The organism is Oleomonas cavernae (genome assembly GCF_003590945.1).
Classification (GTDB): domain Bacteria; phylum Pseudomonadota; class Alphaproteobacteria; order Zavarziniales; family Zavarziniaceae; genus Zavarzinia; species Zavarzinia cavernae.
In genome coordinates this window covers 430831-455139 of the sequence record NZ_QYUK01000011.1, presented here as the reverse complement: position 1 = coordinate 455139, position 24309 = coordinate 430831, and the positions used below count along the sequence as shown (strand labels likewise).

Sequence of the window (24309 nt, the reverse complement as noted above, 5' to 3'; positions counted from 1 at the left end):
GAAAACCTCGACGCGATTGCCGTGGAAAACGGCAACCTGGTCGGGCAGGTGAACGGCCGGACGCTCAACGCCCGCGACCTGGCCGGCACCAGCTTCAGCGACGGCGCGCTGATCTATTCGATCGTGGATGTGGCCAGCGACCCCTTCCTGCCGGGGTCTGGCGCTATCGCATCACCTGGAAGGCCCAGGATGCCCGCGACTGGAATGCCATGTGTCGCAATTCCCGCGGCACCACGGGCTGGGCCTATGTCGCGCCGTCGGCGGACGATGGCCCGCGCTTCGTGTGCGAAGATACCGACCTTGCCCTGTGTTTCGCCGGGGCCAACGGCTTGACCGCGCAGAAGGCGATCAGCCGCTGCCTGGGCGACTGAGCGACCATGAAAGCCCATTTCGACATGTTCGCCCGCTACAACGCCTGGGCCAACGGCCGGCTCTACGAGGCGGCGGCGAGCCTGACCGATGCCCAGTACCGGGCCGATCGCGGCGCCGCGTTCAAGTCCCTGCACGGCACGCTCAACCACCTGCTGGTCGCCGACCGGATCTGGCTCAAGCGCTTCACCGGCGAGGGCGAGGCACCGGACCAGTTGGATGCGATCCTGTTCGACCATCTGGCCGACCTGGCCGTGGCCCGCGCGGCCGAGGATCGCCGCCTCATCGCCTTTGTCGACAGCCTGGACGAGACGCGCCTGGCCGGCACCATCCGCTATCGCCGGGTCTCGGGCCCTGAGGAATTCGTGCAGCTCCTGCCCCTCGCCCTGGCCCATCTGTTCAACCACCAGACCCATCATCGCGGCCAGGCCCACGCCATCTTGACCGGCTTGACCGGCGAGGCCCCGCCGCTGGACCTGCTCTATTTCCAGCGCCTGCACTGACCTCCCTGCACTGACCACCGCGCATGGCCGCCCCACGGGGCTGCGACGGTCGCGCGCTTGCGGGCGGGCTGGCGGCGCATTACCTTTCTGTGATCGGTTTCTGGGCGATCTGCCCCGGCCTCCCCCATGCCGGCGGATCACGGAGTGATGATATGAGCGATGAAGTCTTCGAGCGGATCCGCCGCGACGTCGAGGAAAACCCGGTTGTCCTGTTCATGAAGGGCACGCCGATCTTCCCGCAGTGCGGCTTCTCGGCCGCCGTGGTGCAGGTGTTGAGCCGGCTGGGCGTGAAGTTCAAGGGCTTCGACGTCCTGTCGGACCCCTCGCTGCGCGACGGCATCAAGCGCTTTTCCGACTGGCCGACGATCCCCCAGCTTTACGTGAAGGGCGAATTCATCGGCGGCTGCGATATCGTCCGCGAGATGTACCAGACCGGCGAGTTGCAGACCCTGCTGGCTGAAAAAGGCATCGCCTACAACGAAGCGGCCTGAACTGGTCCTGCCGACGGGCGCTCCCCTCCTCACCCCGGCCCTCTCCTCTCGAGAGGAGAGGGAGAACAGAGCCCTCTCCTCCTGGGAGGAGAGGGTTGGGTGAGGAGGGAAACACCGGCGGCCGGTGGTTTGCGGCAGCTCAGTTCTTGCCGGGCAACAGGCCTTGAACTTGGCGATGATGCCGATCATCACCTCGTCGGCGCCGCCGCCGATCGAGCTCAGGCGGCTGTCGCGATAGCGGCGCGAGACCTGCGTCTCATCCATGAAGCCCATGCCGCCCCAATACTGCAGGCAGGCATCGTTCACCTCGCGGACCAGGCGGGCACCCTTCAGCTTGGCCATTGAGGCAAGCACCGTGCAATCGCCGCCCGCGACATGGGTGGCGACCGCGTTCCAGGTCAGGGCGCGCAGGGCCTCGACCTCGGTCATCAACTCGATCAGGCGATAGTGGACCACCTGATTGTCCAGGATCGACTTGCCGAAGGCCTTGCGGTTGCGGGTGTATTCGATCGTCTCCTCGAGCGTGCGTTCGCAGCCGCCGATGGCGCCCAGCGCGGCGTATAGCCGTTCCTCCTGGAACTGCATCATCTGGTAGACGAAGCCCATGCCCGGCTCGCCGATGACGTTACGCTTGGGCACCCGTACCTCGTCGAAGAACAACTCGGCGGTGTCGGAGGCGTGCATGCCCATCTTCTTGAGCTTACGCGCGACGGTCACGCCCTTGGCCCGCTTGCCGTTTTCTTTCAGGGGCACGCAGATCAGCGACTTGTTGCGGTGGCGGTCGCCCTCGCCCGTGTTGGCCAGCATGCACATCCAGTCGGCCTGGGTGCCGCTGGTGATCCACATCTTGGAGCCGGTGATGATCAGGTCGTCGCCGTCGGGCACCGCCTTGGTGCGGATCGCCGCCACGTCGGACCCGGCATGAGGCTCGGAGACGCCGATGCAGGCGACGTAATCGCCGGCGATCGACGGCGCCAGGAATTCCTGGCGCAACTCGTCCGAACCGAAGCGGGCCAGCGCCGGCGTCGCCATGTCGGTCTGCACGCCGATGGCCATGGCGACACCGCCGGAGTTGATCCGGCTCAGTTCCTGCGACATCACCGCGCTGTAGGAATAGTCGAGGCCCAAGCCGCCATAGGCCTCCGGCTTGGCGATGCCCAGTAGCCCGAGGTCGCCCATCTTCTTGAAGACTTCATGCGCCGGAAAAATCGTCTCCGCTTCCCAGGCGTCGACATGCGGGTTTATCTCCGCCTCGATGAAGCGACGCACGGTGCGGCGCAGTTCCTCGTGCTGGGGCGTCAGTTCCATCAGGCGCTTCCTCGGGCTTTTAGTTCGTGGCACGAACTATTGGCGAGACTCCCGGGGTGTCAAGCCTGCAGCAAGGCCAATGCCGGATGGGTGCCGGCCGACCGGCCCAGATCTCCCTCGACCGGGACGTAGCCGCCGAAGGGGATGCCGGTGTTTTCCAGGCTGAATACCTTGGCCGACCCCTGCCGCATGGTCGCAACGAAGACCGCATAGAGAATGTTCTGGTCGATCCACCAGTTCGAACCGCGATTGTCGGCAAAGCGTGCCATGGCTTCCGAGGTATGGTTGGCCAGCACATCGAGAAACGATTTGGCCTGCGTGTTCGCCTTCAGGTAAACGCAGCCGGCGTTGAGCATGCGCCAAGGCTCGAACTTGGGATACCGGTACAGGAGGCGCTTGCGGGAGACCGACCAGCGCGCCCGCACCGCGTCGAAGAATCGGACGCCCACATCACCGGCCTCGATCCAGCGCGGCACGTATCGCGCCGGATCGTCGCGAAAGACGATGTCGATATCGGTCAGTATCAAGGGCCGCTTGAACAGCCGCATGAATTCCGCGGCGCGCAGGAAGCGGGCAGTGGCATAGTAATACGGCTTGGAGACTGCGGGGGTCTCGGTCGAGATGGAGAAGGCGCCGCCGGCCTCCCCCAGGGCAACCAGGGTGTTCTCGACATTGCCAAGATCGCCCAGCACGTGAAAGTGAATGGGCATCCGGGGCGCCAATGCCCACAGGCTGGTGGCATAGGGCACGGCATAGCGGCGGAAATAGATCGGATCGGCACTGGTTACAGCCACCGGCCCGTCGCCGTCCGCCTCGTCGGCGAATTTGAGCTCGAACTTGCAGGCGTCGGCCGAAAACGGGCTGTTGTCGATGCCGAAATCCCGCAGTTTCACCCGGTCGGGCGAAATGAAGGTCGAATGGCCCGACCCGGTCAGGCCCTGCCTGGTGTCGCGCTCCTCGGCCGTCATGAAGAGTTGTTCGGCACGGTCGTGCTCGTTGCGAACGACGGCGATCTGGCCGCGCACGACGAAGGCGCGTGGGGTATCGATGCCCGACCAAGCCTCCTCCAGCCGGCCGAGCAGATCCTCCCGCAAATCGGCTTGCTGCCAGAAGCCCTGCAGGCAGGTGGCGCAGCGCGCGATCTTCAGGCGCAGGTCTTCGGTCACCTCGGCGTCCTGCGCGCGCCCTTTGGTGAAGGCCGCGTTGAAGAGCGCGTCGGTGATCAGCCGCTTCGTTTCCTCGGCGCCGTCGTAGACATCGCTCCAGATCGTCTCCTCGCCGATCAGCGGCACCAGTCGGCTCAGCCTGGGGCGGCCGAAGATCGAGGCCTTGGCGATATAGGTCTGCGTCACCTGGGCCATGGTCCCGGTGCGCAGATCGGCGGGCCGCAGGCCCTTTGCCGTCTCCCGCGTGAAATAGGCGTGCAGGATCGCATTGCCGAGCAGCCAGGTCTCGCTCAGCGGCTTGGCCCGCAAGGACCACCACTTGGCTTGGCGCTTGCGGTTCAGGCGCCCCGCGATGCTTTCGTAGAGGCTGCCGTGGGGGTCGGAGATGAATTGCTCGATGGCGAGCTTGAGGGCCTCCATCGCCGCTTCGTCGCCAAAGGGGCCCTTGGCCTGCGCATCGAGAAAATTGATCGTATGGTCGCGCCCCATGCCGAGCTTCATGAAGCCGACGCGCAGGCGCATTTCCTCGAGCGACTTGGAGACCACCGGCAGGTTCGCCTGCACGACGCCCAGCAATTGCTGCTTGACCGCGGCGCGCTGGCTGCGTTCGCCGGCGCGCAGGATCGTTTCGAAGATGTTCAGCAGGCGGGCGAGATAGACCAGTTTCTTCTTTGCCGCCTTGACGCGCTTGCGCCGGGGCTTGCGCGGCAGCTTGGCCAGCAGGTCGTTGAACACGGCGATGGCATCGTCATTCTGCCCCAGGGCGACCAGAAGCGATGCCTCGCATTCCTTCACCTTGGCAATCTTGGGATGCTCGTCGCCCAATTTGGCGGCCTCGGCCCTGATGCTGTCCAAGCATTCGAGAAGCCTTGCTGCCTTGTTGTTCCGGCGGGAATGCTGGGAGAGAGCGAATTGGGCGTCGGCAATTGCCTTCTGATAAGTCGTCATGCCAGTCCCCGTTCGCCCAACGCCGACAGTCGTGCCTTCCGCGTCCCGCCCAACCAAAGCCCAGAAGGCGATAGCGGCGGCGGCGCGTCAAGAGACCGCCGATCAATCACGCTCGTCGCCGATCAGATTGCCCACTGATTCGACTGACGCGCGGTCGCGCATGGCATCGATCAGATAGGCCAGTTCGGTGGTAGCCTCCAGGATGCGGTCGGCGTCGCCCCCTGACAGCACGCCTTGCAGGTGCCGCGCCAGGGCCGTCTCGAAGGCGGCATGGCGGTCGAGGCCCAGGTCGGTCAGGCGCAGGCGGATGCTGCGCGCATCGTCGGGATCGGCCTCGCGGGTGATCAGGCCGCGCTTTTCCATCTCGACGATCAGGGCCGACGCGGTCGGCTTGCCGATCGCCGCCTCGAAGGCCAGTTCCCCCGCCCGCTTGGGCCCCCGCTTGAGGAACAGCAGGAAGCGGTACTGCGGCACGGTGATTTCCGCCTCGCGGGCGACCAGCTCGAAATCCCGAAACAGCACGACCACCGCCCGGGCGAGCAGAATGGCGCGGCGGTCGATCTCACCCGTCATGAAAACCTCTCAGCCGCCGATCAGGCTCAGCCACTCGTCCTCGGTCATGACCTGCACGCCGAATTCGGTCGCCTTGGCCAGCTTGGACCCGGCGCCCGGGCCGGCAACCACGATATCGGTCTTCTTGGAGACCGAGCCCGAAACCTTGGCGCCCAGGGATTCGGCGCGGGCCTTGGCCTCGTCGCGCGTCATGCGTTCCAGGGTGCCGGTGAAGACGACGGTCTTGCCGGCGACCGGGCTGTCGGCGGCGCGCGCCTCGGGCGGCTGGACATCGAGCAGCCCGACCAGGTCGCGCAAGGTATCGGCATTGTGCGGCTCGGCCAGGAACTGGTCGAAGGCCTCGACCACGATCGGCCCCAGGCCGTCGACGGTGAGCAACTCCGCCATCGCCTCGGCCCGGCGTTCGTCGGTGGTCAGGCAGGCCTCGGCCAGGGTTTCGACCGAGCCGAAATGGCGGGCGATCAGGCTGGCGTTGCGCTCGCCGACATGGCGCATGCCCAGGGCGAAGAGCAGGCGGGCCAGCGGCACCTTGCGCCGCTGCTCGATCGCCTCGAACAGTTTCCTGGCCGATTGCGCGCCCCAGCCGTCGCGATTGCGCAAGGGCGTCAACGATTGCCGGTCGCGCTCCTCCAGGCGGAAGATATCGCCGGGGCCGTGGACCAGGCCCCAGTCCCACAGTGCCTTCACCTGCTTCTCGCCCAGGCCCTCGATGTCGAAGGCCTGGCGGCTGACGAAATGGCGCAACCGCTCGACCGCCTGGGCCTCGCAGGTCAGGCCGCCGGTGCAGCGCCGCACCACCTCGCCCTCCTCGCGCGTCGCGGTCGAGCCGCACACCGGGCAATGATCGGGGAAGACGAAGGGCATGGCGTCGGCCGGGCGCTTGTCCAGCACCACGGCGACGATCTGGGGGATGACGTCGCCCGCCCGCTGGACCACCACCGTGTCGCCGACGCGCACATCCTTGCGCGCGATCTCGTCCTCGTTGTGCAGGGTGGCGTTGGTCACCACCACGCCGCCCACGGTCACCGCCTGCAAGCGCGCGACCGGGGTCAGGGAACCGGTGCGGCCGACCTGGATGTCGATGCCCTGGAGCAGGGTCGTGGCCTGTTCGGCCGCGAACTTGTGGGCGACGGCCCAGCGCGGCGCCCGGCTGACCAGCCCTAAGCGGTCCTGCCAATCCAGCCGGTCGATCTTGTAGACGACACCGTCGATGTCGTAGGGGATCTGCGCCCGTTCGGCTTCGAGGCCGGCGAAGACCGCGAGCGTCTCGTCGAGGTCGCGGGCCAGGCAGGCACGGGGGTTGAGTGGCAGGCCGAAGGCGCCGAGCCAGGCCATCGCCTCGCCCTGCGTGGTCGGCATGCTTCCGGTTACCTCGCCCCAGCCGTGGAGGAAGAAGCGCAAGGGCCTTGCGGCGGTGATCGCCGCATCGAGCTGGCGCAGCGAGCCTGCGGCGCTGTTGCGCGGATTGGCAAAGATCTTCTCGCCCGCCGCGACCTGGCGCTCGTTCAGGGCCAGGAAATCCGTGCGCGTCATATAGACCTCGCCGCGCACTTCCAAGACGTCGGGCGCCTTGCCCGTCAGGCGCTCGGGGATCTGCGCGATGGTGCGGACATTGGCGGTTACATTCTCGCCCACCCGGCCGTCGCCGCGTGTCGCCCCCAGGACCAGGCGGCCCTTTTCATAGCGCAGGGCCAGCGAGAGGCCGTCGATCTTGGGTTCGGCGTAGAGTGCGACCTGCTCGCCCTCGGGCAGGTTCAAGAACCGCCGGACGGAAGTGACGAAGGCCCCCACGTCGTCGGGCGTGAAAACTTTCTCCAGGCTCAGCATCGGCCGGGAATGCACGACCTTCTCGAACTTGGCCGCGGCCTGGCCCGCCACGGTCGCCGTCGGGCTGCCCTCCTTCAGGGCGGGAAAGCGCGCCTCGATCGCCTGAATCCGCGCCAGCAGGGCATCGTAGTCGGCGTCCGAGACGGTGGGCGCGTCTTCTTCGTAATAGCGCCGGTCGTGCTCGACGATTTCGGCAGCGAGACGGGCATGCTCCTGCGTCGCTGCCGGCAGATCCAGCGCTTCGACCGGGATCGTCGTCATCGTGCAGCTCTCAGCAAGGCATCCGCCGCGGCCCTGGCCGCCGGGGTGATCTCGGCGCCGGCCAGCATGCGCGCGATCTCCTCGCGCCGGGCCTTGGGCTCGAGCGTGACCACATCGGTCCGGGTCGAGGCCGCATCCGATTCCTTGGCGATGCGGAAGTGATGACGGCCCCGCGCCGCGACCTGGGGGCTGTGAGTAACGACCAGTACCTGGGCATCGGTCGCCAGGCGGGACAGACGATCGCCCACCGCATCGGCGACGGCGCCGCCAATGCCGCGGTCGACCTCATCGAACACCAGGGTGGGGGCCGTCCCGGCGCCGGCCAGCACGACCTTCAGGGCCAGGATGAAGCGTGCCAGCTCGCCGCCGGAGGCGATCTTGATCAGGGGGCCGAACGGGGCACCGGGATTGGTCGCCACCTCGAAGGTGACGCGGTCGGCCCCCTCCGGCCCCCACTGGCCGTCATTCAAGGGATCGACCCTGGTGCGGAACTTGGCCTTGCCCAGCTTGAGCGCGTCGAGCTCCGCATTCACCCCGTCGTCGAGCCGCGCCGCCGCCAGCGTGCGCGAGGCCGACAGGGCGGCGCAGGCGGACCGCAATTGGCCCAGGGCCTGCGCATGGGCCGTCTTCAGGGCGGTGACACGGCCTTCGCCGGCATCGAGCGCGGCAATCCGCCCCTCCAGCTCCACCGCAAGGCCGGCCAGGGCATCGGGCTGGACCTGATGCTTGCGGGCGGCGGCGCGCAGGGCGAACAGCCGCTCCTCGGTCGCTTCCAGGCGCCGTTCGTCATAGGCAATGGTGGCGCGCGCCTGGGCCAGGGCGGAAACCGCTTCCTCGGCCTCCAGCGCGGCGCGGTCCAGCGCGTGCAGGACCGTGTCGAGCACCCCGCCCAACTTGGCGCCGGTGCGCTCCAGCCGGCGCTGGGCACCGCGCAGCCGTGCCTCCACGCCGCCGTCGGCCGCCAGCAGGCCGGCCACCTCGTCCAGTTCGCCCGCCGCGCGCTCGCCCTCGTGCATGGTGTGGCGTTCGGCCGCCAGGCGCTGTTCCTCACCCGCTTGCGGCGCCAGGACGCGCAGTTCGGCGACCACATGGCGCAGGTATTCCTCGTCGCGGCGGGCGTTCGTCAACACCGCCTCCGCCTGCGCCAGGGCGGCGGCGCTGGCACCGAAGGCCGTGTGGGCGGTCCTGGCGGCGTCCAGCAAAGCGTCATGGCCGGCAAAGGCATCGAGCAGGGAACGGTGGCCGGCGGGATTGAGCAGGCCGCGGTCGTCGTGCTGGCCATGGGCCTCGATCAGCAGGGCGCCGATCTGGGCCAGCAGGCCGACGCTGGCCGGCTGGTCGTCGACGAAGGCCCGGCTGCGCCCGTCCTTGGTCACGATCCGGCGCAGCACCAGCGTGTCGCCCGATTGCCAGCCCTGATCGTCGAGCAGGGCCGCGACGGCATGGGCCGGCGGCAGGGCGAATTCGGCGGTGACCACGGCCTGATCGGCCCCTGTCCGCACCAGACCGGAATCGGCCCGGGCCCCCAGGGCCAACCCCAGCGAGTCGAGCAGGATCGACTTGCCGGCACCGGTCTCGCCGGTCAGCACGGTGAGGCCGGCGGCGAAATCGAGATCGAGCCGCTCGATCAGCACCACGTCACGGATGGCGAGCCTGAGCAGCATGGGCTATCGGCGGGCCTGTCCTGCCCGCCGCCTAATCAAAACAGGGTGTCGAGGGTCGAGTCGAAGGCACGGGTGATCCAGGACCGGTCGTCGCGCAGCGGCCGAAGCTCGGCCTCCGTCAGCAGGGCATAGCTGTCCTGGTACCAGGTGCTGCCCGGATAATTGTAGCCGAGCACCGCGCCGGCCGCCTGGGCCTCGCGGGCGAGGCCCAGCGCCAGATAGGTTTCGACCAGGCGGTGCAGCGCCTCGGGCACATGGGTCGTGGTCTGATACTTCTCGATCACCGTGCGGTAGCGGTTGATGGCGGCCAGGTATTGCTTCTTCTTCTGGTAGTAGCGGCCGACTTCCATCTCCTTGCCCGCCAGGTGGTCGCGGGTGAGGTCCAGCTTCAGGCGGGCATCGCGGGCATAGTCGGTGTCGGGGAAGCGGCGCACCACCTCGCTCAGGGACTGCAGGGCCAGTTCGGTATTCTTCTGGTCGCGGCCGACATCGACGATCTGCTCGTAATAGCACAGCGCTACGAGGTAGTAGGCGTAGGCGGCATCCTTGTTGCCGGGGTGCAGCGAGATGAAGCGCTGCGCCGTATCGATGGCGTCAGGGTACTTCTCCGCCTCGTAATAGGCGAAGGCCGCCATCAACTGGGCCTTGGTCGCCCAGATCGAATAGGGGTGCTGGCGCTCGACCTCGAGGAAGAGGTCGGCGGCCGTATTGTATTTTTCGCGGGCAAGGGCGTCGGCCGCTTCGTTGTAGAGCGGTTCGACCGGCTTTTCCACATAGGGCTCGGGCTCACTATTGGAGGAGCAGGCGCCTAGGGCAATGACGGCGGCCAGGGCAGCAAAGCGTAGGCGCGCAAGAAAACCAATGGGCGACACGTCGGTCACTGCCTCCGGCGATCGAACTTTAAAGAATCGGGCAAACGGCCGATCGCGGCGCTTACCCTCGAAACGGCGCCACGCTACACCAGCCATCGCAAGACGCCAACCTTCTCGGAAACGATCGGCTGGGGGCCGCGCCGCATTCAATTCAACGGCAGGCGGACGGCCACGGTGAAGAGCTGGTCGTTGCCGTCGTCGCCGAAGCGGCCGTCATAGGCGATCCGGGCCGTGGTGCCGGGCTTCAACTGGTCGAAGGCGAAGGACAGGGCCAGCCCCACCAGCACGGCATCGGGCGTACCGAAATCGCTCTGGACGAATTGCTCGCTGCCGTTGGGGAAGACCCCCAGCACTTCACGCCCGCCATCCTCGAACTCATGTTCCCAGCCCAGCGACAGCCGCACGGTGCTGGCGCCAAACCCCGGCAGGTCGACCGGCCGTTCCGCCGCGACGCCGATCTGCGAGCGCAGCGAGTCGACCTCCTGCTCGGCCACCCGAAAATCGAACAGCACCGAGCCTTCCTCCTGAAAGGCATCGACCGTGGTGCGGGCATAGACCAGGGCCAGGCGTGGGATCAGCTTCAGATCGTCGAGGATAAGGTCGAGCGTCGCCGCGAGGGCGGCGAACAGGGTGTCGCCGTCCGGGCTGCCGGTCGCGACCGGCCGTTGGGGAAAGCCGGTGGCCCGCGCCACGTCGCGATACTGGTTGAAGGCATAGCCGGCCTGGGCAGCCAGGCCGAGGCGGCCCAGCCTCCAGCCGCCGTAAGCGGTGAGCCCGTAGGCGTAGAGGTCGCTCTCCCCGCCCACGCCGCCATATTCCGCCGACAGGCCCGAGAACGAGGCGGCAAGGCCCAGGGTCGCCCGATTGTCGAAGCTACGATCGATGCCGGCGACGAGATGGGCGCCGGTATAATTGAAATCCTGGGCCACGGGGTTGTCGCTGCGGCTGCCAAAGCCGAAGCCTACCTGCAGCCACAGGTCCAGGCCGTCGGCACCGGTCGAACCGGCCGCCGTCCCTGCCGCCGCCTGGCCGACGCTCGCGCCGGCCAGCGACCGCTCGAGACGCGCGGTGATCTCGCTTTGCGGCCCGAGTGCCGCCAGGCGTCCCATCTCGGGCAGTTGGGCGAACTGGCGCGGCCCCTGATAGCCCGAGGCGATGGTCGCATAGTAGAGGTTGGCGATCGCCTCGTGCCCGGTGCGGGTGGGATGCACGCTGTCGTAGTACAGGCGGTCGTCGGGGCAGGCATCGAGATAGAGACCATCGGCGAAACAGGGGGTGAAATTGTCGCTGAAGCCGTAACGTCCAGGATCGCGCCTGATTTCCGCCAGGCCGCCGTCGAAATCGACGACATAGACCTTCGAGCCCGGGTGTTCGCGCTGGAAACGGTTGGAACGTTCGACGATCTCGGCGGAGTATTCGTGGCCGAAATCGCTGTCGCCGCCATAGGCGAAAATGGCGAAATCGCGGGCGCCGGCATCGTAGAGCCGCGCCATCATCTGTTCCTGGTTCTGTGCCGGAACGGCGGGGTCGCGCTGGTGATAGGCGTAATAGTCGTTATAGGCCGGCCCGATCATGTAGAGCCGGTCTGACGGCGTGGTCGGATTTTCGGCCAGGTACTCGTCGACCTGGGTCGACATGCTGTGCTGGCCGGGCACGAGTTGGAAGACCAGGGCGACCGGTACCAGCGTGGGATCCTCGCCCAGTTCGGGAACCTCGGTCACGATGGTCTCGACCAGGGCGGCCAGCTTGTCGGCGCTCGGCGCGGCCAGGAAATCCTCGATCGCGGCCAGATTGTTGTCGTTGGCCACCGGCAGGGTCAGGGCATAGGGGCCGGTGGCGGCCCCGCCCCAGGCGAAATTGGTTTCCGGCTCGTAGGGGTAGCCGAGCTTGCCCGGCAGGATCTCGGCGTAGGTGATGCCGTTCGAGAAGCGGCCCTCGTAGTATTTCGACGAGTCGAAGGCCTCCATGCCGGTATAGCGGTTGAGGCCCAGGCTGAGGCTGTCGAGCGCGCCCTGGGTCTTGCCGACATCGGCGTCGGACGCTGAAAAGATGATCTGGCCGGCATATTGCTGCGCCTGGACCAGGGCGATGGTGGTTGCCGACAAGGTCCCGACCAAAACCCCCAAGCCGATCCATGTGCGGACGCGCTTTTCCCCCACCACAGGCCCCTCCCCCGGTCGCCTTTGCGGCGATCATTGGTTAAAGGGTGCGGCGCAGGGTTGTCAGGGGCAATGGTGGACGCTGCCGTTTTGGGGACAGCAGCGCCGCAGACAATCAGACGGCGGGGGACGCGACCACCGAGTCAGGCCAGGCGGCCGCGGCGCCGCCTTCGATCTCTTCGACCGCCGCGACATAGGTCCAGGCGGTACGATCGGCGAACAGGGCGTGCAGCAGCCGGTTGTTCAGGGCATGGCCCGACTTGTAGCCATGGAAGCGGCCGATGATGGGCGCGCCGGCAAGATAGAGGTCGCCCAGGGCGTCCAGCGCCTTGTGGCGGACGAACTCGTCGTCGAAGCGCAGGCCTTCGGGGTTCATCAGCGCGTCGCCGTCGACCACCACCGCATTGTCCAGGCTGCCGCCCAGGGCCAGGCCCTTGGAGCGCAGATACTCGACCTCGTGACGGAAACCGAAGGTGCGGGCGCCCGACAGCAGCGCGCCGAAACCTTCGCGCGTCACCTCGTAGGAGCCGACCCGGCGCTCGATCGCCTTGGAAGGGAAATCGATCTCGAAATCGATGCCGAAGCCCTCGCCCGGCTCGAGCGCCGCGAACTTGTCCTCGAACCGCACCTCGACCCGCTTCAGGATCTTGATGGCACGGCGCGGCGGGCGCTGGTCCAGCGTGCCGACCCGCTCGATCATCTCGACGAAGGGGGCCGACGAACCGTCCAGGATCGGCAGTTCGGGGCCATCGATCTCGACCACCACATTGTCGATATGCAGACCCGACAGGGCCGCCATCAGGTGTTCGACCGTGCGCACGGAAACGCCGGCGCCGTTCACCAGCGTGGTGCACAGGGTGGCATCCCGGACATGATCGAAATGGGCCGGGATCAGACTATCGCGGTCGGTGACGTCGACGCGGCGGAAAATGATGCCGTGGTCGCTCGACGCCGGCACCAGGCAGACGCGGACAGCCGAGCCGGTATGCAGCCCGATACCATCGAGAGCAACCCGCCGTGCCACCGTCTTCTGTGCTTCGAGAACGATCACGGGATAATCCCTTGTTAACCACACTGCTCAAACTGGTGTGCAGCGCAAAAAAGAACCGGTGCCAGATGTATGCCCTGGCACCGGTCCCGACAAATCACTCTTTGTTACGGAAGATTACAAGCCTAAGTCATTGATTTTAAAAGACTTATAACCTTCCACACAGACCTGTGCAACAGCCCCGTCAGTTCGCCTGGCGGCGCAGGAAAGCCGGAATCTCCAACTGGTCGTCGACGCTGCGCGCCGCGGCCGGCCGATCACCGGTTTCCATCCGCCCCAGCAGCGAGGGGTTTTGCTGCGGCTGCACCGGCGCGCCGGGCGCCGGCTGGGTGACCTGCTGCAGCATCGGCTGCGGGGCCGCCTGCGGCGGCAGCGGCTGGGCCTGGCCGACCGCCATGGCCGAGGAGCCGTAGCTCTGCGGCTGCGGCTGCGCGGCATAGGCCGGGCGCTGGGCATACTGGCCATAGCCCGCCGCCGGCGCCTGCTGGACCGGGGTCTGCTGGCCATAGTCTGGCCCGGCCGCGCGCGGGGCGGTCCCGGTCATGCGGTCGAGCAGCGAGCGGAAGCCGCTGCGCTTGGGCGCCGCCACTTCCGGCTCGCGGATCTGCTGGGCACCGCCCAGCGACACCCGCGGCCCGCCGTAGGTTTCAGCGGCAGGCTGCTGATAGCTCGGCTGGGGCGCATAGCTCGGCGCCTGAGCCGCCGCGGCAGGCGGAACCTCGGCCACCGCCTGCTGGACCGGCAGGGGTGCCGGGGCTTCCACGGGCTGCGGCGGGGCAAAGGCCGCGGTCTGCTGCTGCGGGGCTGGCGCCTGGACCATCGGGGCCGCGCCGGTGGCCGCGGCGGTGGCGGCCGCCACCGCCGCCGGCCGCAGGACCGGCGAGGCCGGCATGGGCTGCACGGCGCTGCCGTTGGGGCGGGCGAAGGTGGTCAGGTTGGGCTGCGCCGGGCGGGGCAGCATCGAGGCTTCCGCCTCGATGCCGGTCGCAACCACGGACACCCGCATGCGGCCGTCCATTTCCAGGTCGAAGGTCGAGCCGACGATGATGTTGGCGTCGGGATCGACTTCCGAACGGATCCGGTTCGCGGCCTCATCGACCTCGAACAGGGTCATGTCCATGCCGCCGGTGATGTTGATGAGGACGCCGCGCGCGCCCTTCATCGAGACATCGTCGAGCAGCGGGTTGGAGATCGCCGCTTCCGCCGCCTCGATGGCACGCTTGTCGCCCGAGGCCTCGCCCGTGCCCATCATGGCCTTGCCCATCTCGGACATCACCGTGCGCACGTCGGCGAAGTCGAGGTTGATCAGGCCCGGCATGATCATCAGGTCGGTGACGCCGCGCACGCCCGAATGCAGCACGTTGTCGGCCATGGCGAAGGCCTGGGCGAAGGTGGTCTTCTCGTTGGCCAGCCGGAACAGGTTCTGGTTCGGGATGATGATCAGCGTGTCGACATACTGATGCATTTCCGCGATGCCCTGATCGGCGATCTTCATGCGGTGGCTGCCTTCGAACTGGAACGGCTTGGTTACCACGCCGACCGTCAGCATGCCCTTCTCGCGCGCCGCCCGGGCGATCACCGGGGCTGCACCGGTACCGGTGCCGCCGCCCATGCCGGCGGTGATGAAGACCATGTTCGAACCGGCCAGGGCATCGACGATCTGGTCGATCGTCTCCTCGGCCGACATGCGCCCGACTTCCGGCTTGGAGCCGGCGCCAAGGCCCTGGGTGACGGTGCCGCCAAGCTGGATGCGCCGCGCCGCCTTGTTGTTGTGCAGGGCCTGCGCGTCGGTATTGGCGACGACGAATTCAACCCCTTCGAGCTTGGCGTCGATCATGTTGTTGACGGCATTGCCGCCAGCACCGCCCACGCCGAACACGGTGATGCGCGGCTTGAGCTCAGTCTGCTCGGGCACGCCCAGCGATATCGTCATGTTGCTCTCCTTTACCTGTGGCCCACGGGCCGGTGATTCCGATGATGTTACAGCGCTTTAGAAATTCTGCTTGAGCCAGCGCCCGATGCGCCGGATGCGTCCACTGCCCGCCTCGTCGCCCGCCGCCCCCAGCACGGCTTCGATGGGCGCCTTGGCGGCATAGGACAGAAGGCCGGCCGCGGTCGCGAACGACGGCCCCCCGTTGCTTCCGCAAGGCCCGACAGGCGGATCGGCCGGCCCATGCGTACTTGTTTGTCGAGCACCCCTGCCGCCAGCTCACGCACGCCCTGCAATTGCGAGGCGCCGCCGGTCAACACCACCTTGCGCCCGCCGACGCGGTCGAAGCCGCTTTCGCGCAAGTGATTACGAACCATCTCGAAAGTCTCTTCGATGCGCGGACGGATGATGCCGTTCAGCACCGAACGCGGCACGTGGTTGGCCGCACCGTGGTCGCTCTCGCCCATCTGCGGCACGTCGATCACTTCCCGGTCGTCATTGGCGCCGGGCACGGCACTGCCGTAGAGGGTCTTCATGCGTTCCGCATGGGCGGTGGGGGTGAGCAGGCCGCGGGCGATGTCATTGGTGACATGAGCGCCGCCCACCGGGATCACCGCCGTGTGCACCAGGCTGCCATCATAGAACACCGCGATCGAGGTGGCGCCGCCGCCCATGTCGATCATGGTGATCCCTAAGTCCATCTCGTCCTCGACCAGGCAGGCGAGTGCCGAGGCGTAAGGCGAAATGACAATGCCGGCGACACCCAGATGGGCGCGGGAAATGCAGACCGAGAGGTTGCGCACCGGGCCCGACTGGGCGGTGACCACGTGGATGTTCACACCGAGGCGCTCGCCGAACATGCCGCGCGGATCGCGGATGCCGCGCGAACCATCGATCGTGTAACCCACCGGGATGGCGTGGATCAGTTCACGGTCCGCGGCTTCGGCCCGCACGCGGTTGCCCTGTTCCAGCACCTTGCGGATATCGGCATCACCGACCTCGTGGCCGGCGATCGAGACCTCTACCCCCAAGGTGTGGGACTGCGGCAGGCCGCCCGAGAGCGAGACGAAGACGTCGCGGATCTGCTCGCCCGCCATGCGCTCGGCCGCCTCGACGGCGGCGCGGATCGCGTGTTCGGTCGCCTCCATGTCGGTCACCGTGCCGGCGCGCATGCCACGGCTGGCGTGGTGGCCGATGCCGATCACCCGCACCTGTCCGGTCGCGTCGATACGACCGATGAAGCAGGCCACCTTGGTGGTCCCGACATCGAGGGCGGCGATCAGGGCGTTGCGGGCTGCGGCCATGGCGTTACGGGTTCTCCTACCCTCAGGTATTCTTGGCCGGCGGCACAGCCATCTGCTGTACCGCGCCATCGGACAGGCGCACCACCATGCGGTCGGGCTGACGCAGGTCGACCACCACGATATCGCGCGACAGCAGCCGTTCCGTCCGCTCCATCGTCGCCAGCCGATCCCAGGCCGCGGCGACGCCCTGTTCGGGCAGGCGGATCTCAACACCGTTGTCGAGCTTCAGGTTCCACCGCCGCTTGGAAACGCGGATCGCCGCCTGAACCCGGTTGCCGATCGAAGGCTCGCGCGCCAGCAACTCGATCAGTTCCGCGGCATATTTCGGCGCGTCGTCGCCGACGATCAGCGGCAGCTTGGCATAGAGCGCCAGCTGCGCGCCCTCGCCCTCGATGGCGATGCCGTTCTGGTCGACCAGGTGCATGCGCCCGCCGGTCTGCCACAGGGCCATCGGCCGGCGCTCGACCAGGGTCACATGGATGGCGTCGGGCAGGCGACGCTCGACCGAGGCCGCCTGCACCCAGGACAGCGCCATCAGGCGTTCGCGCGCCGCCTCCAGATCGACCTCGAGGATGGCATCGCCGCGTTCGATATCAAGCGCGGCCAGGACATCGCCGGCCTTGACCACGCTGCGCCCCGAGACCGTCACGCTCTGCACCACGAAGCCTTCGTCGCGCGCGAAATGCGAGAGCGAGGCCGACAGATCGGCGCCCATCTCGCCCATGATCCCGGTGACCGACAGCAGGGCGGCGACCGTCACCACTGCCGCACCGGCACCCGCATAGATCCTGCCCCGGGACTGAGATGGGCCCAGCCGGGCAGGCCGCGCGCCACCGCCTCGCCCAGCGGCCGGGGCTGGCGCGTGACCTTGACCCCGCCGTTCTTCTTGCGCTTGGGCGCCGACTTCTGTTTTGCGCCGGTAAGCCAGCTCAACGCTCGCATGACGCATCCTCCACCATCCAGGTGACCAGCGCCTCGAAGCTCAGGCCCACGTGGGCGGCCTGTTCGGGAACCAGCGAGGTCGAGGTCATCCCGGGCTGGGTGTTCACTTCGAGCACGATCAATTCGCCCGAGCCTTCAGGCGTATCGTCATAGCGCAAATCGGTGCGGCTGACGCCGCGGCAACCCAGGGCCTGGTGCGCCTTGACCGCCAGTTCCTTGGCCCGCGCCGTCACGGCATCGGGGATCCGGGCCGGGATGACGTGACGCGAACCGCCCTGGGCGTATTTCGCCTCGTAGTCATAGAACTCGGTGGTCGACAGGATCTCCGTCACCGCCAGGGCCTTGTCGCCCATCACGGCGACGGTCAGCTCGCGGCCGGGCACGAAGCGCTCGATCAGCACCTGCTTGCCGTAGTGCCAGCCCTCGGTGAGACCCTGCGGATAACGATTGTCGCCCGGACGCACGATATGCACGCCGACCGACGAGCCTTCGTTGGTCGGCTTAACCACGTAAGGCGGCTTCAGCAGGTGTTCGGCCGCCGCTTCGCCCACGGTCGCGACCACGCCCTCGACCACCGGGATGCCGGCAGCGGCAAACAGGGTCTTGGCGTGGGGCTTGTCCATGGCGATGGCCGAGGCCAGCACGCCCGAATGGGTATAGGGCAGTTCCATCAGCTCCAGCACGCCCTGGACACAGCCGTCCTCGCCGAAGCGGCCATGCAGGGCGTTGAAGACCACGTCGGGCTTCACCTCGGCCAGGCGCAGGGCGACATCGTGGCCGGCATCGATCTCGGTCACCTTGAAGCCGGCATTGGCCAGCGCCCGGGCGCAGGCGGCGCCGGAATTCAAGGAAACCTCGCGCTCGGCGGACAGGCCGCCCTTCAGCACGGCGACGTGGCGGGGCGCGGTCATGGCGCCACCTCCATAGGCCCTTGCAGGTGACGGCCAAGACGCATGATTTCCCACTCGAGCGACACGCCGCATACCTCGAAGACACGGCGACGCACATCCTCGCCCAGGCCTTCGATATCGGCCGCGCTGGCATCGCCCTCGTTGATCAGGAAATTGCAGTGCTGGACCGAGACCACGGCCCCGCCCCGGCGCAAGCCCCGGCAACCGGCGACATCGACCAGCTCCCAGGCGCGCTTGCCGGCCGGATTCTTGAAGGTGGAACCGCCGGTGCGCGAACGCACGGGCTGTGCCTCTTCCCGCGCCCTGGCGATTTCTTCCATCCGCGCCGCGATTGCGGCCATATCGCCGGCCCGGCCCTGAAGCACCGCCTGGGTCACGATCCAGTCGGCCGGAAATTCGCTGTGGCGATAGGCGAAGTGGAAGGCATCGGGTTCCAGTGTCAGGACATTGCCCTGGCCGTCGACCACGGTCGCCTCGACCAGCACATCGGCCAGTTCGGCGCCATAGGCACCGGCATTGGTGCGGAAGGCGCCGCCGATCGTGCCTGGAATGCCGCGCAGGAATTCAAGGCCGGCGATACCGGCATCACGGGCGGCAAGGCTCACATTGAGGTCCAGCGCCGAGGCCCCGACCCGCAGGCGGCAGCCGGCCTCGACCGCGACGCCGGCAAAGCCGCGCCCCAGGCGCAGGACGATCCCATCGAGGCCGCCGTCGCGCACCAGCAGGTTCGAGCCGACGCCCAGCACCAGCAGGGAGACATCGGCCGGCCGCGCCTTGACCACGGCGACGAGGTCTTCGATATCCTGGGCGCGCACCATCACTTCCGCCGGGCCGCCGACACGGAACCAGGTCACGGGGCCAATGGGCGCGCCGGGGGTGACCCGGCCCTTGATCGCGGGCAGGCGCTGGGCGAGCGTCGGGGTAACGGCTGCGGTCATCATCGCGCCCCCTCCGCCGGCCGGGGATTGGCCGAAATCAGGGCCTGAAGCTGGCCGGGCAGCACCGCCGCCCATTGGGTGATATTGCCGGCGCCCAGGCACACCACCAGGTCGCCCGGCCGCGCCACGTCGCCCACCACGGCCGCCAGGTGATCGGGGCCTTCCAGGGCCAGGACATGGCGATGGCCATGGGCGCGCAGGCCATTGACCAGGCCGTCGCGGTCGGCGCCTTCGATCGGCTGTTCGCCGGCGGCATAGACATCGGCCACGATCACCGTGTCGGCATCGTTGAAGCAGGTACAGAAGTCCAGGAACAGGCTGTGCAGCCGGCTGTAGCGGTGCGGTTGCACGACCGCGACGACCCGGCCCGAATAGGCGGTGCGCGCGGCTTTCAGCACGGCGGCGATCTCCACCGGGTGGTGGCCGTAGTCGTCGATCACCGTGATGCCGTAAGCCTCGCCGGTCTTGGTGAAGCGCCGCTTCACCCCGGCGAAGGTGGCCAAGGCCTTGCGCACCACCTCGTCGTCCAGGCCCATCTCGCGGGCGATCGCCACGGTGGTCAGGCTGTTGAGGACATTGTGCGCGCCAGGCATCGGCAGCTTCAATTCGCGGATGATGCGCTTGGCACCGCTGGCGCGGTCGGTGATCTGGACGTCGAAGCTGGCCCCGCCGGCAGCGAAGCGCACGTTGATCGCCCGGACATCGGCCTGGGGGCTCATGCCGTAGGTAGTGATGCGGCGGTCGGGCACATGGCTGATCAGGGCCTGGACTTCCGGATGATCAACGCACAGCACCGCGCAGCCGTAGAAGGGCACATTGTCGACGAAGCGCAGGAAGGCGGCCTTGACGCCGTCGAAGGTGCCGTAGAAATCCAGGTGCTCGGGATCGATGTTGGTGACCACGCCGATGGTCGCCGGCAGGCGCGTGAAGGTGCCGTCGGATTCGTCCGCCTCCACCACCATCCAGTCGCCGGCGCCCAGCCGCGCATTGGTGCCATAGGCATTGATGATGCCGCCATTGATCACCGTGGGATCGAGGTGCGCCGCATCGAGCAGGGCCGCGATCATCGAGGTCGTGGTGGTCTTGCCATGGGTCCCGGCGACCGCCACGCACCAGCGCAGGCGCATCAGCTCCGCCAGCATTTCCGCCCGCTTGACCACGGGCAGGAAGCGGGCGCGGGCCGCGTCCAGTTCCGGGTTGCCGGGCTTCACCGCCGAGGAGATCACCACGATCTGCGCCTGCCCTAAGTTTTCCGGGCGATGGCCGACCGAGACGGCGATGCCGGCCTCGCGCAGGCGCTTCACATTGGCGCTGTCGGCGAGGTCGGAACCCTGGACCTTGTAACCCAGCGTGTGCATCACCTCGGCAATGCCGGACATGCCGATGCCGCCGATGCCGACGAAGTGAATGGGTCCGATGTCGAGCGGAAGCGCCCTCATGCGGCAGCCCTTTCCGAATTGTCGTTGGTCTTGTGCCCGTTGCCCTGCGGCAGCCCCTCGACCAGATCGGCGAGGCGCGCCGCGGCATCGACCCGCGCCACGCCGCGGGCGGCAAGCGCCGCGTCCGCCAGGCGCGAGGGCACCATGACCAGCTTCTGTAAACGCTTGGCGAGTTCCGCCGGGGTGAATTCAGGCTGCGGCACCGCCCAGGCGGCGCCGGCATCGACCAGGGCCGCGGCGTTCACCGTCTGGTGATCGTCGGCCGCGATGGGCAGCGGCACCAGGATCGACGGCCGCCCGGCCGCCGCCAGTTCGGCCACGGTCGAGGCGCCGGCCCGGGCGATCACCAGGTGCGCCCAGCTCAAACGCTCGGGCACATCGGCGAAGAAGGGGGCGAGTTCGGCCGCGATGCCTTCGCGGGCATAGAGCTGCGTCACCGCCGCGGTTTCATCCTCGCGGGTCTGCTGGGTGACCTGCAGGCGGGACTTGAGCGCCGGCGGCAACAGCGACAGGGCCGCCGGCACCACCTCGCTCATCACCTTGGCACCCAGGCTGCCGCCCAGCACCAGCAGGCGGACGATGCCGTTTTCCGCCGGCGGGGCATAGGGGATGGCGGTCACCGCCACGATTTCGGGGCGCACCGGGTTGCCGGTGAAGACGGCACGCCCCTGGTCGCGAGGCCCAAGCCCGCGGGTAACGGCAAAGGAAATCGCCAGCGCCCCCAGGCGGGGCGCGATCAGCCGGTTGACCCGGCCCATCACGGCATTCTGCTCGTGCAGGCAGGTCGGCACGCCGCGAGTGATCGCCGCGATCATCGGCGGCAGCGAGGGATAGCCGCCAAAGCCCACCACCGCCGCAGCACCCCAGGATTTCAGCAGCCGGCGCGCCTTGAGCGTGCCGCGCACGATGTCGAGGGCGGCCTTCATCTTGGCCAGCGGGCCGCGACCGGCAAAGGTGCCGGCCGGCAGCACGACGAAAGGCACATCGCCAAAGCCCGCGCGAAACCGCTCGCCCCGGGCATCGGTCATCACCGCCACGGCCCGGCCGCGCCGCTTCAATTCCGCCGCCAGGGCCTGGGCGGGCATGATGTGGCCACCGGTGCCGCCGGCGGCGAGGACGATCACGCCCGCGCTCATCGGTAGCCCCCGCCCATGACGCTGCCAACCCCCGGCCGGGTGCGCGACAGGGCCAGCAGCATGCCCATGCCGAAGGCCAGGGCCAGCATCGACGAGCCGCCGTAGGAGATGAACGGCAGGGTCATGCCCTTGGCCGGCAGCAGGTGCAGGTTAACGCCCATGTTGATGAAGGCCTGCAGGCCGAACTGCACGGTCAGGCCGACCCCGGCATAGAGCACGAAGGGATCGTTTTCCTGCAGCAGGCGCGAGAGGATGCGCAGCACGATGAAGGCGAAGATCAGCACCACGGCCAGGCAGGCGACCATGCCGAATTCTTCGCCCGCGACGGCGAAGATGAAGTCGGTATGGGCGTCGGGCAGGATGCGCTTCACCGTGCCCTCGCCCGGGCCCCGGCCCCAGACGCCGCCCGACATGAAGGCATCCATGGCGCGTTCGATCTGGTAGTTGTCGCCCGCCTCCGGGTTGAGGAAGCGGTCGATGCGCGAGGCGACATGGGGCAGCAGGAAATAGGCGCCGACCGCGCCCACGGTGCCGATCGCGCCCAGCACCAGGACGATCACCATGGGCAGCCCGGCCACGAAAAGCTGGATGCCCCACATGGCCGAAATCAGGATGGTCTGGCCGAAGTCGGGCTGCATCAGCAAGATCGCGACCACGAACAGATAGACCATCGCCGAGAGCAGGTTGCCAGGAAACCGCGGGTTACGCTGGCGCTCGGCCAGGAGCCAGCCCGAGACGACGATGAAGGCCGGCTTGACGAATTCCGACGGCTGCACCGACAAGGGGCCCAGGCCGATCCAGCGCCGGGAGCCCTTGATCTCGGCACCGATCACCAGGGTCGCGACCAGGGCCGCCAGGGTGCCCAGGAAAGCCAGGGTGGCGAAGCGGCGCACCTGCTCGGGGCTCATCAGCGAGATCGCGAACATCGCCGCGACCGACGGCACCAGGAAGGCGATCTGCCGGCGCACGAAGTGGAACGGGTCGACGCCGATGCGCTCGGCCACCGCCGGGCTGGCGGCGAGGGTCAGCACCATGCCCATGACGATCAGCATGGTCAGCGCGATGATGGCCCAGCGGTCCACCGTCCACCACCAGCGGCTGACGATCGAATTGTCGGTACGGGTGAAGGTGAAGGTGGTCATGCCGCCGCCTCCACCAGGGCCTGAACCAGCGCCCGGAAGCGATCGCCGCGTTCCTCGAAATCCGCGAACTGGTCGAACGAGGCGCAGGCGGGGGAAAGCAGCACCACCGGCCGCTCGGTCGCAACCTGCGCGGCGTCGCGGGCGGCGGACTGAACGGCATGCGCCAGTTCGCCCACGATCACCGCGTCGACATGGCCGGCCAGGGTCGAGGCGAAATCATTGGCCGCCTCGCCGATCAGATAGGCCCGGCGAATGCGCGGCCAGAACGCGTCGAGGCCCTCGATGCCGCCGGCCTTGGGTTTGCCCCCGGCGATCCAGAAGATGTGCTCGTAGGCGCCCAGCGCTTTGGCCGCGGCATCGGCATTGGTCGCCTTGGAATCGTTGACGTAGCGGACACCGTGATGGGTGGCCACCAGTTCCATGCGGTGCGCGAGGCCGGGAAAATCGGCCAGGCCGCGCAGGGCCGCGTCGCGCGCAAGCCCCAAGCCCTTCAACGTGGCATAGGCCGCCGCCGCATTCTGCCAGTTGTGGGCACCCGGCAGGCGCAGCAGGGTCTTGAGGTCGTAGACCGCCTCGCCATCATCCAGCAGGACGCCGTCGACGACGCTGACGCCATGCGCCAACGTCTGGCCCACGGTGATCGGCGTCACCGCCCGGCCCAGCCCTTCCAGGTGAGCGGCAATGCCGGCGCTATACTCGTCGTCGATGCCCACCACCGCGGTCTGCGCCGCACCCTGGCCGCGGAACAGCCGCGCCTTGGTCGCGACATAGCCGGCCATGCCGCCGTGGCGGTCGAGGTGGTCGGGCGTGATGTTCAGCAGGACGCCGACATCGGGCACCAGCGTGTCGATCAGGTCGATCTGGTAGGACGAAATCTCGAAGACATAGACGCCGCCCGCGGGCACCGGCGCCAGGTCCAGCACGGCTGTGCCTAAGTTCCCGCCGACCGCGACGGGCAGGCCGGCGGCGCGGATCAGGTGCGCGATCAGGGCGGTGGTGGTGGACTTGCCGTTGGTACCGGTGATCAGCACCACCTGGGTGCCGGCCACCCGCTGGCTGGAGCGGGCGAACAGTTCCATGTCGCCGATCACGGGCACGCCCGCCGCCTGCGCCAGCTTCACCACGTCATGGGGCACGGGATGGGTCAAGGGCACGCCCGGCGCCAGGACCAGGGCCGCGATGCCGGACCAGTCGGCCGTGCGCAGGTCGCCCAGGGGCACGCCTTCGGCCGCCGCCGCATCGCGCGAGGCCGCCTTGTCGTCCCAGGCAACCACGGTCGCGCCGCCGGCCAGCAAGGCCTTGGCCGCTGAAAGACCGGTGCGCGCCAGGCCGAAAACGGCGACGCGCTGGTTGCGGAAGCTGTCGGCGACGATCATCG

General features: G+C 68.0%; 20 protein-coding genes and 1 pseudogene. 3 read left to right on the top strand and 18 right to left on the bottom strand.

The genetic code is table 11. The annotated features are described in order from the left end of the window. Positions 1-209: 209 nt before the first annotated feature. From D3874_RS28410 to grxD, 3 genes are all read left to right on the top strand, one after another. Entirely contained in the window at positions 210-371 is a 162-nt protein-coding gene (locus D3874_RS28410) for a hypothetical protein (protein ID WP_158595849.1), read from the top strand. A 6-nt stretch (positions 372-377) separates the two neighbouring features. After that, a complete protein-coding gene (locus D3874_RS05650; protein ID WP_119777212.1) occupies positions 378-872 on the top strand; it encodes a DinB family protein in 495 nt (164 codons plus the stop codon). A 152-nt stretch (positions 873-1024) separates the two neighbouring features. Continuing rightward, positions 1025-1363, top strand: a complete 339-nt coding sequence (grxD, locus tag D3874_RS05645; RefSeq protein WP_119782153.1) for a Grx4 family monothiol glutaredoxin — start codon at positions 1025-1027, stop codon at positions 1361-1363. 180 nt (positions 1364-1543) lie between these two features. Here the strand turns inward: grxD and D3874_RS05640 are convergent. From D3874_RS05640 to murD, 18 genes and pseudogenes are all read right to left on the bottom strand, one after another. Further along, positions 1544-2671 (bottom strand): annotated as a pseudogene (locus tag D3874_RS05640) (acyl-CoA dehydrogenase family protein); the annotation flags it as partial. 59 nt (positions 2672-2730) lie between these two features. Continuing rightward, positions 2731-4692, bottom strand: coding sequence for a putative nucleotide-diphospho-sugar transferase (locus tag D3874_RS05635; protein WP_119777211.1), 1962 nt, complete (start codon positions 4690-4692; stop codon positions 2731-2733). Between the two features lie 195 nt (positions 4693-4887). Continuing rightward, a complete protein-coding gene (locus D3874_RS05630; RefSeq protein WP_119777210.1) occupies positions 4888-5358 on the bottom strand; it encodes a MarR family winged helix-turn-helix transcriptional regulator in 471 nt (156 codons plus the stop codon). A gap of 9 nt (positions 5359-5367) precedes the next feature. Continuing rightward, positions 5368-7437: an NAD-dependent DNA ligase LigA gene (gene ligA / locus D3874_RS05625; protein ID WP_456306438.1), complete on the bottom strand. Its 2070-nt coding sequence runs from the start codon at positions 7435-7437 to the stop codon at positions 5368-5370. Between the two features lie 5 nt (positions 7438-7442). Continuing rightward, positions 7443-9110: a DNA repair protein RecN gene (gene recN / locus D3874_RS05620; RefSeq protein WP_119777208.1), complete on the bottom strand. Its 1668-nt coding sequence runs from the start codon at positions 9108-9110 to the stop codon at positions 7443-7445. Between the two features lie 35 nt (positions 9111-9145). Then, positions 9146-9982, bottom strand: a complete 837-nt coding sequence (locus tag D3874_RS05615) for an outer membrane protein assembly factor BamD (protein WP_456306437.1) — start codon at positions 9980-9982, stop codon at positions 9146-9148. A 146-nt stretch (positions 9983-10128) separates the two neighbouring features. Further along, positions 10129-12087 carry an autotransporter domain-containing protein gene (locus tag D3874_RS05610; RefSeq protein ID WP_158595848.1) on the bottom strand — a complete coding sequence of 653 codons (1959 nt, stop codon included), beginning with the start codon at positions 12085-12087 and terminating at the stop codon, positions 10129-10131. 169 nt (positions 12088-12256) lie between these two features. After that, entirely contained in the window at positions 12257-13192 is a 936-nt protein-coding gene (gene lpxC / locus D3874_RS05605) for a UDP-3-O-acyl-N-acetylglucosamine deacetylase (RefSeq protein ID WP_233559851.1), read from the bottom strand. A 181-nt stretch (positions 13193-13373) separates the two neighbouring features. Continuing rightward, positions 13374-15122: a cell division protein FtsZ gene (ftsZ, locus tag D3874_RS05600; protein WP_119777205.1), complete on the bottom strand. Its 1749-nt coding sequence runs from the start codon at positions 15120-15122 to the stop codon at positions 13374-13376. Between the two features lie 47 nt (positions 15123-15169). Continuing rightward, complete coding sequence (ftsA, locus tag D3874_RS05595) at positions 15170-16423, bottom strand: cell division protein FtsA (RefSeq protein WP_338016687.1); 1254 nt, start codon at positions 16421-16423, stop codon at positions 15170-15172. 22 nt (positions 16424-16445) lie between these two features. Beyond that, positions 16446-17183: a cell division protein FtsQ/DivIB gene (locus tag D3874_RS05590; RefSeq protein ID WP_158595847.1), complete on the bottom strand. Its 738-nt coding sequence runs from the start codon at positions 17181-17183 to the stop codon at positions 16446-16448. After that, positions 17180-17365: a hypothetical protein gene (locus D3874_RS28405; RefSeq protein ID WP_158595846.1), complete on the bottom strand. Its 186-nt coding sequence runs from the start codon at positions 17363-17365 to the stop codon at positions 17180-17182. The genes D3874_RS05590 and D3874_RS28405 overlap by 4 nt, the downstream gene beginning before the upstream one ends. Further along, positions 17353-18276, bottom strand: coding sequence for a D-alanine--D-alanine ligase (locus tag D3874_RS05585; protein ID WP_119777203.1), 924 nt, complete (start codon positions 18274-18276; stop codon positions 17353-17355). Before D3874_RS05585 ends, D3874_RS28405 begins: the two co-directional genes overlap by 13 nt. Further along, the gene (gene murB / locus D3874_RS05580; RefSeq protein ID WP_456306396.1) at positions 18273-19217 is read right to left on the bottom strand and encodes a UDP-N-acetylmuramate dehydrogenase; all 945 of its coding nucleotides are present in this window, start codon (positions 19215-19217) and stop codon (positions 18273-18275) included. The genes D3874_RS05585 and murB overlap by 4 nt, the downstream gene beginning before the upstream one ends. After that, positions 19214-20653, bottom strand: a complete 1440-nt coding sequence (murC, locus tag D3874_RS05575) for a UDP-N-acetylmuramate--L-alanine ligase (RefSeq protein ID WP_119777202.1) — start codon at positions 20651-20653, stop codon at positions 19214-19216. Before murC ends, murB begins: the two co-directional genes overlap by 4 nt. Further along, positions 20650-21789: an undecaprenyldiphospho-muramoylpentapeptide beta-N-acetylglucosaminyltransferase gene (gene murG / locus D3874_RS05570; protein WP_119777201.1), complete on the bottom strand. Its 1140-nt coding sequence runs from the start codon at positions 21787-21789 to the stop codon at positions 20650-20652. Before murG ends, murC begins: the two co-directional genes overlap by 4 nt. Beyond that, positions 21786-22931, bottom strand: a complete 1146-nt coding sequence (gene ftsW, locus D3874_RS05565) for a putative lipid II flippase FtsW (protein ID WP_119777200.1) — start codon at positions 22929-22931, stop codon at positions 21786-21788. Before ftsW ends, murG begins: the two co-directional genes overlap by 4 nt. Beyond that, a complete protein-coding gene (gene murD, locus D3874_RS05560) occupies positions 22928-24307 on the bottom strand; it encodes a UDP-N-acetylmuramoyl-L-alanine--D-glutamate ligase (protein WP_119777199.1) in 1380 nt (459 codons plus the stop codon). Before murD ends, ftsW begins: the two co-directional genes overlap by 4 nt. Positions 24308-24309 lie beyond the last annotated feature (2 nt).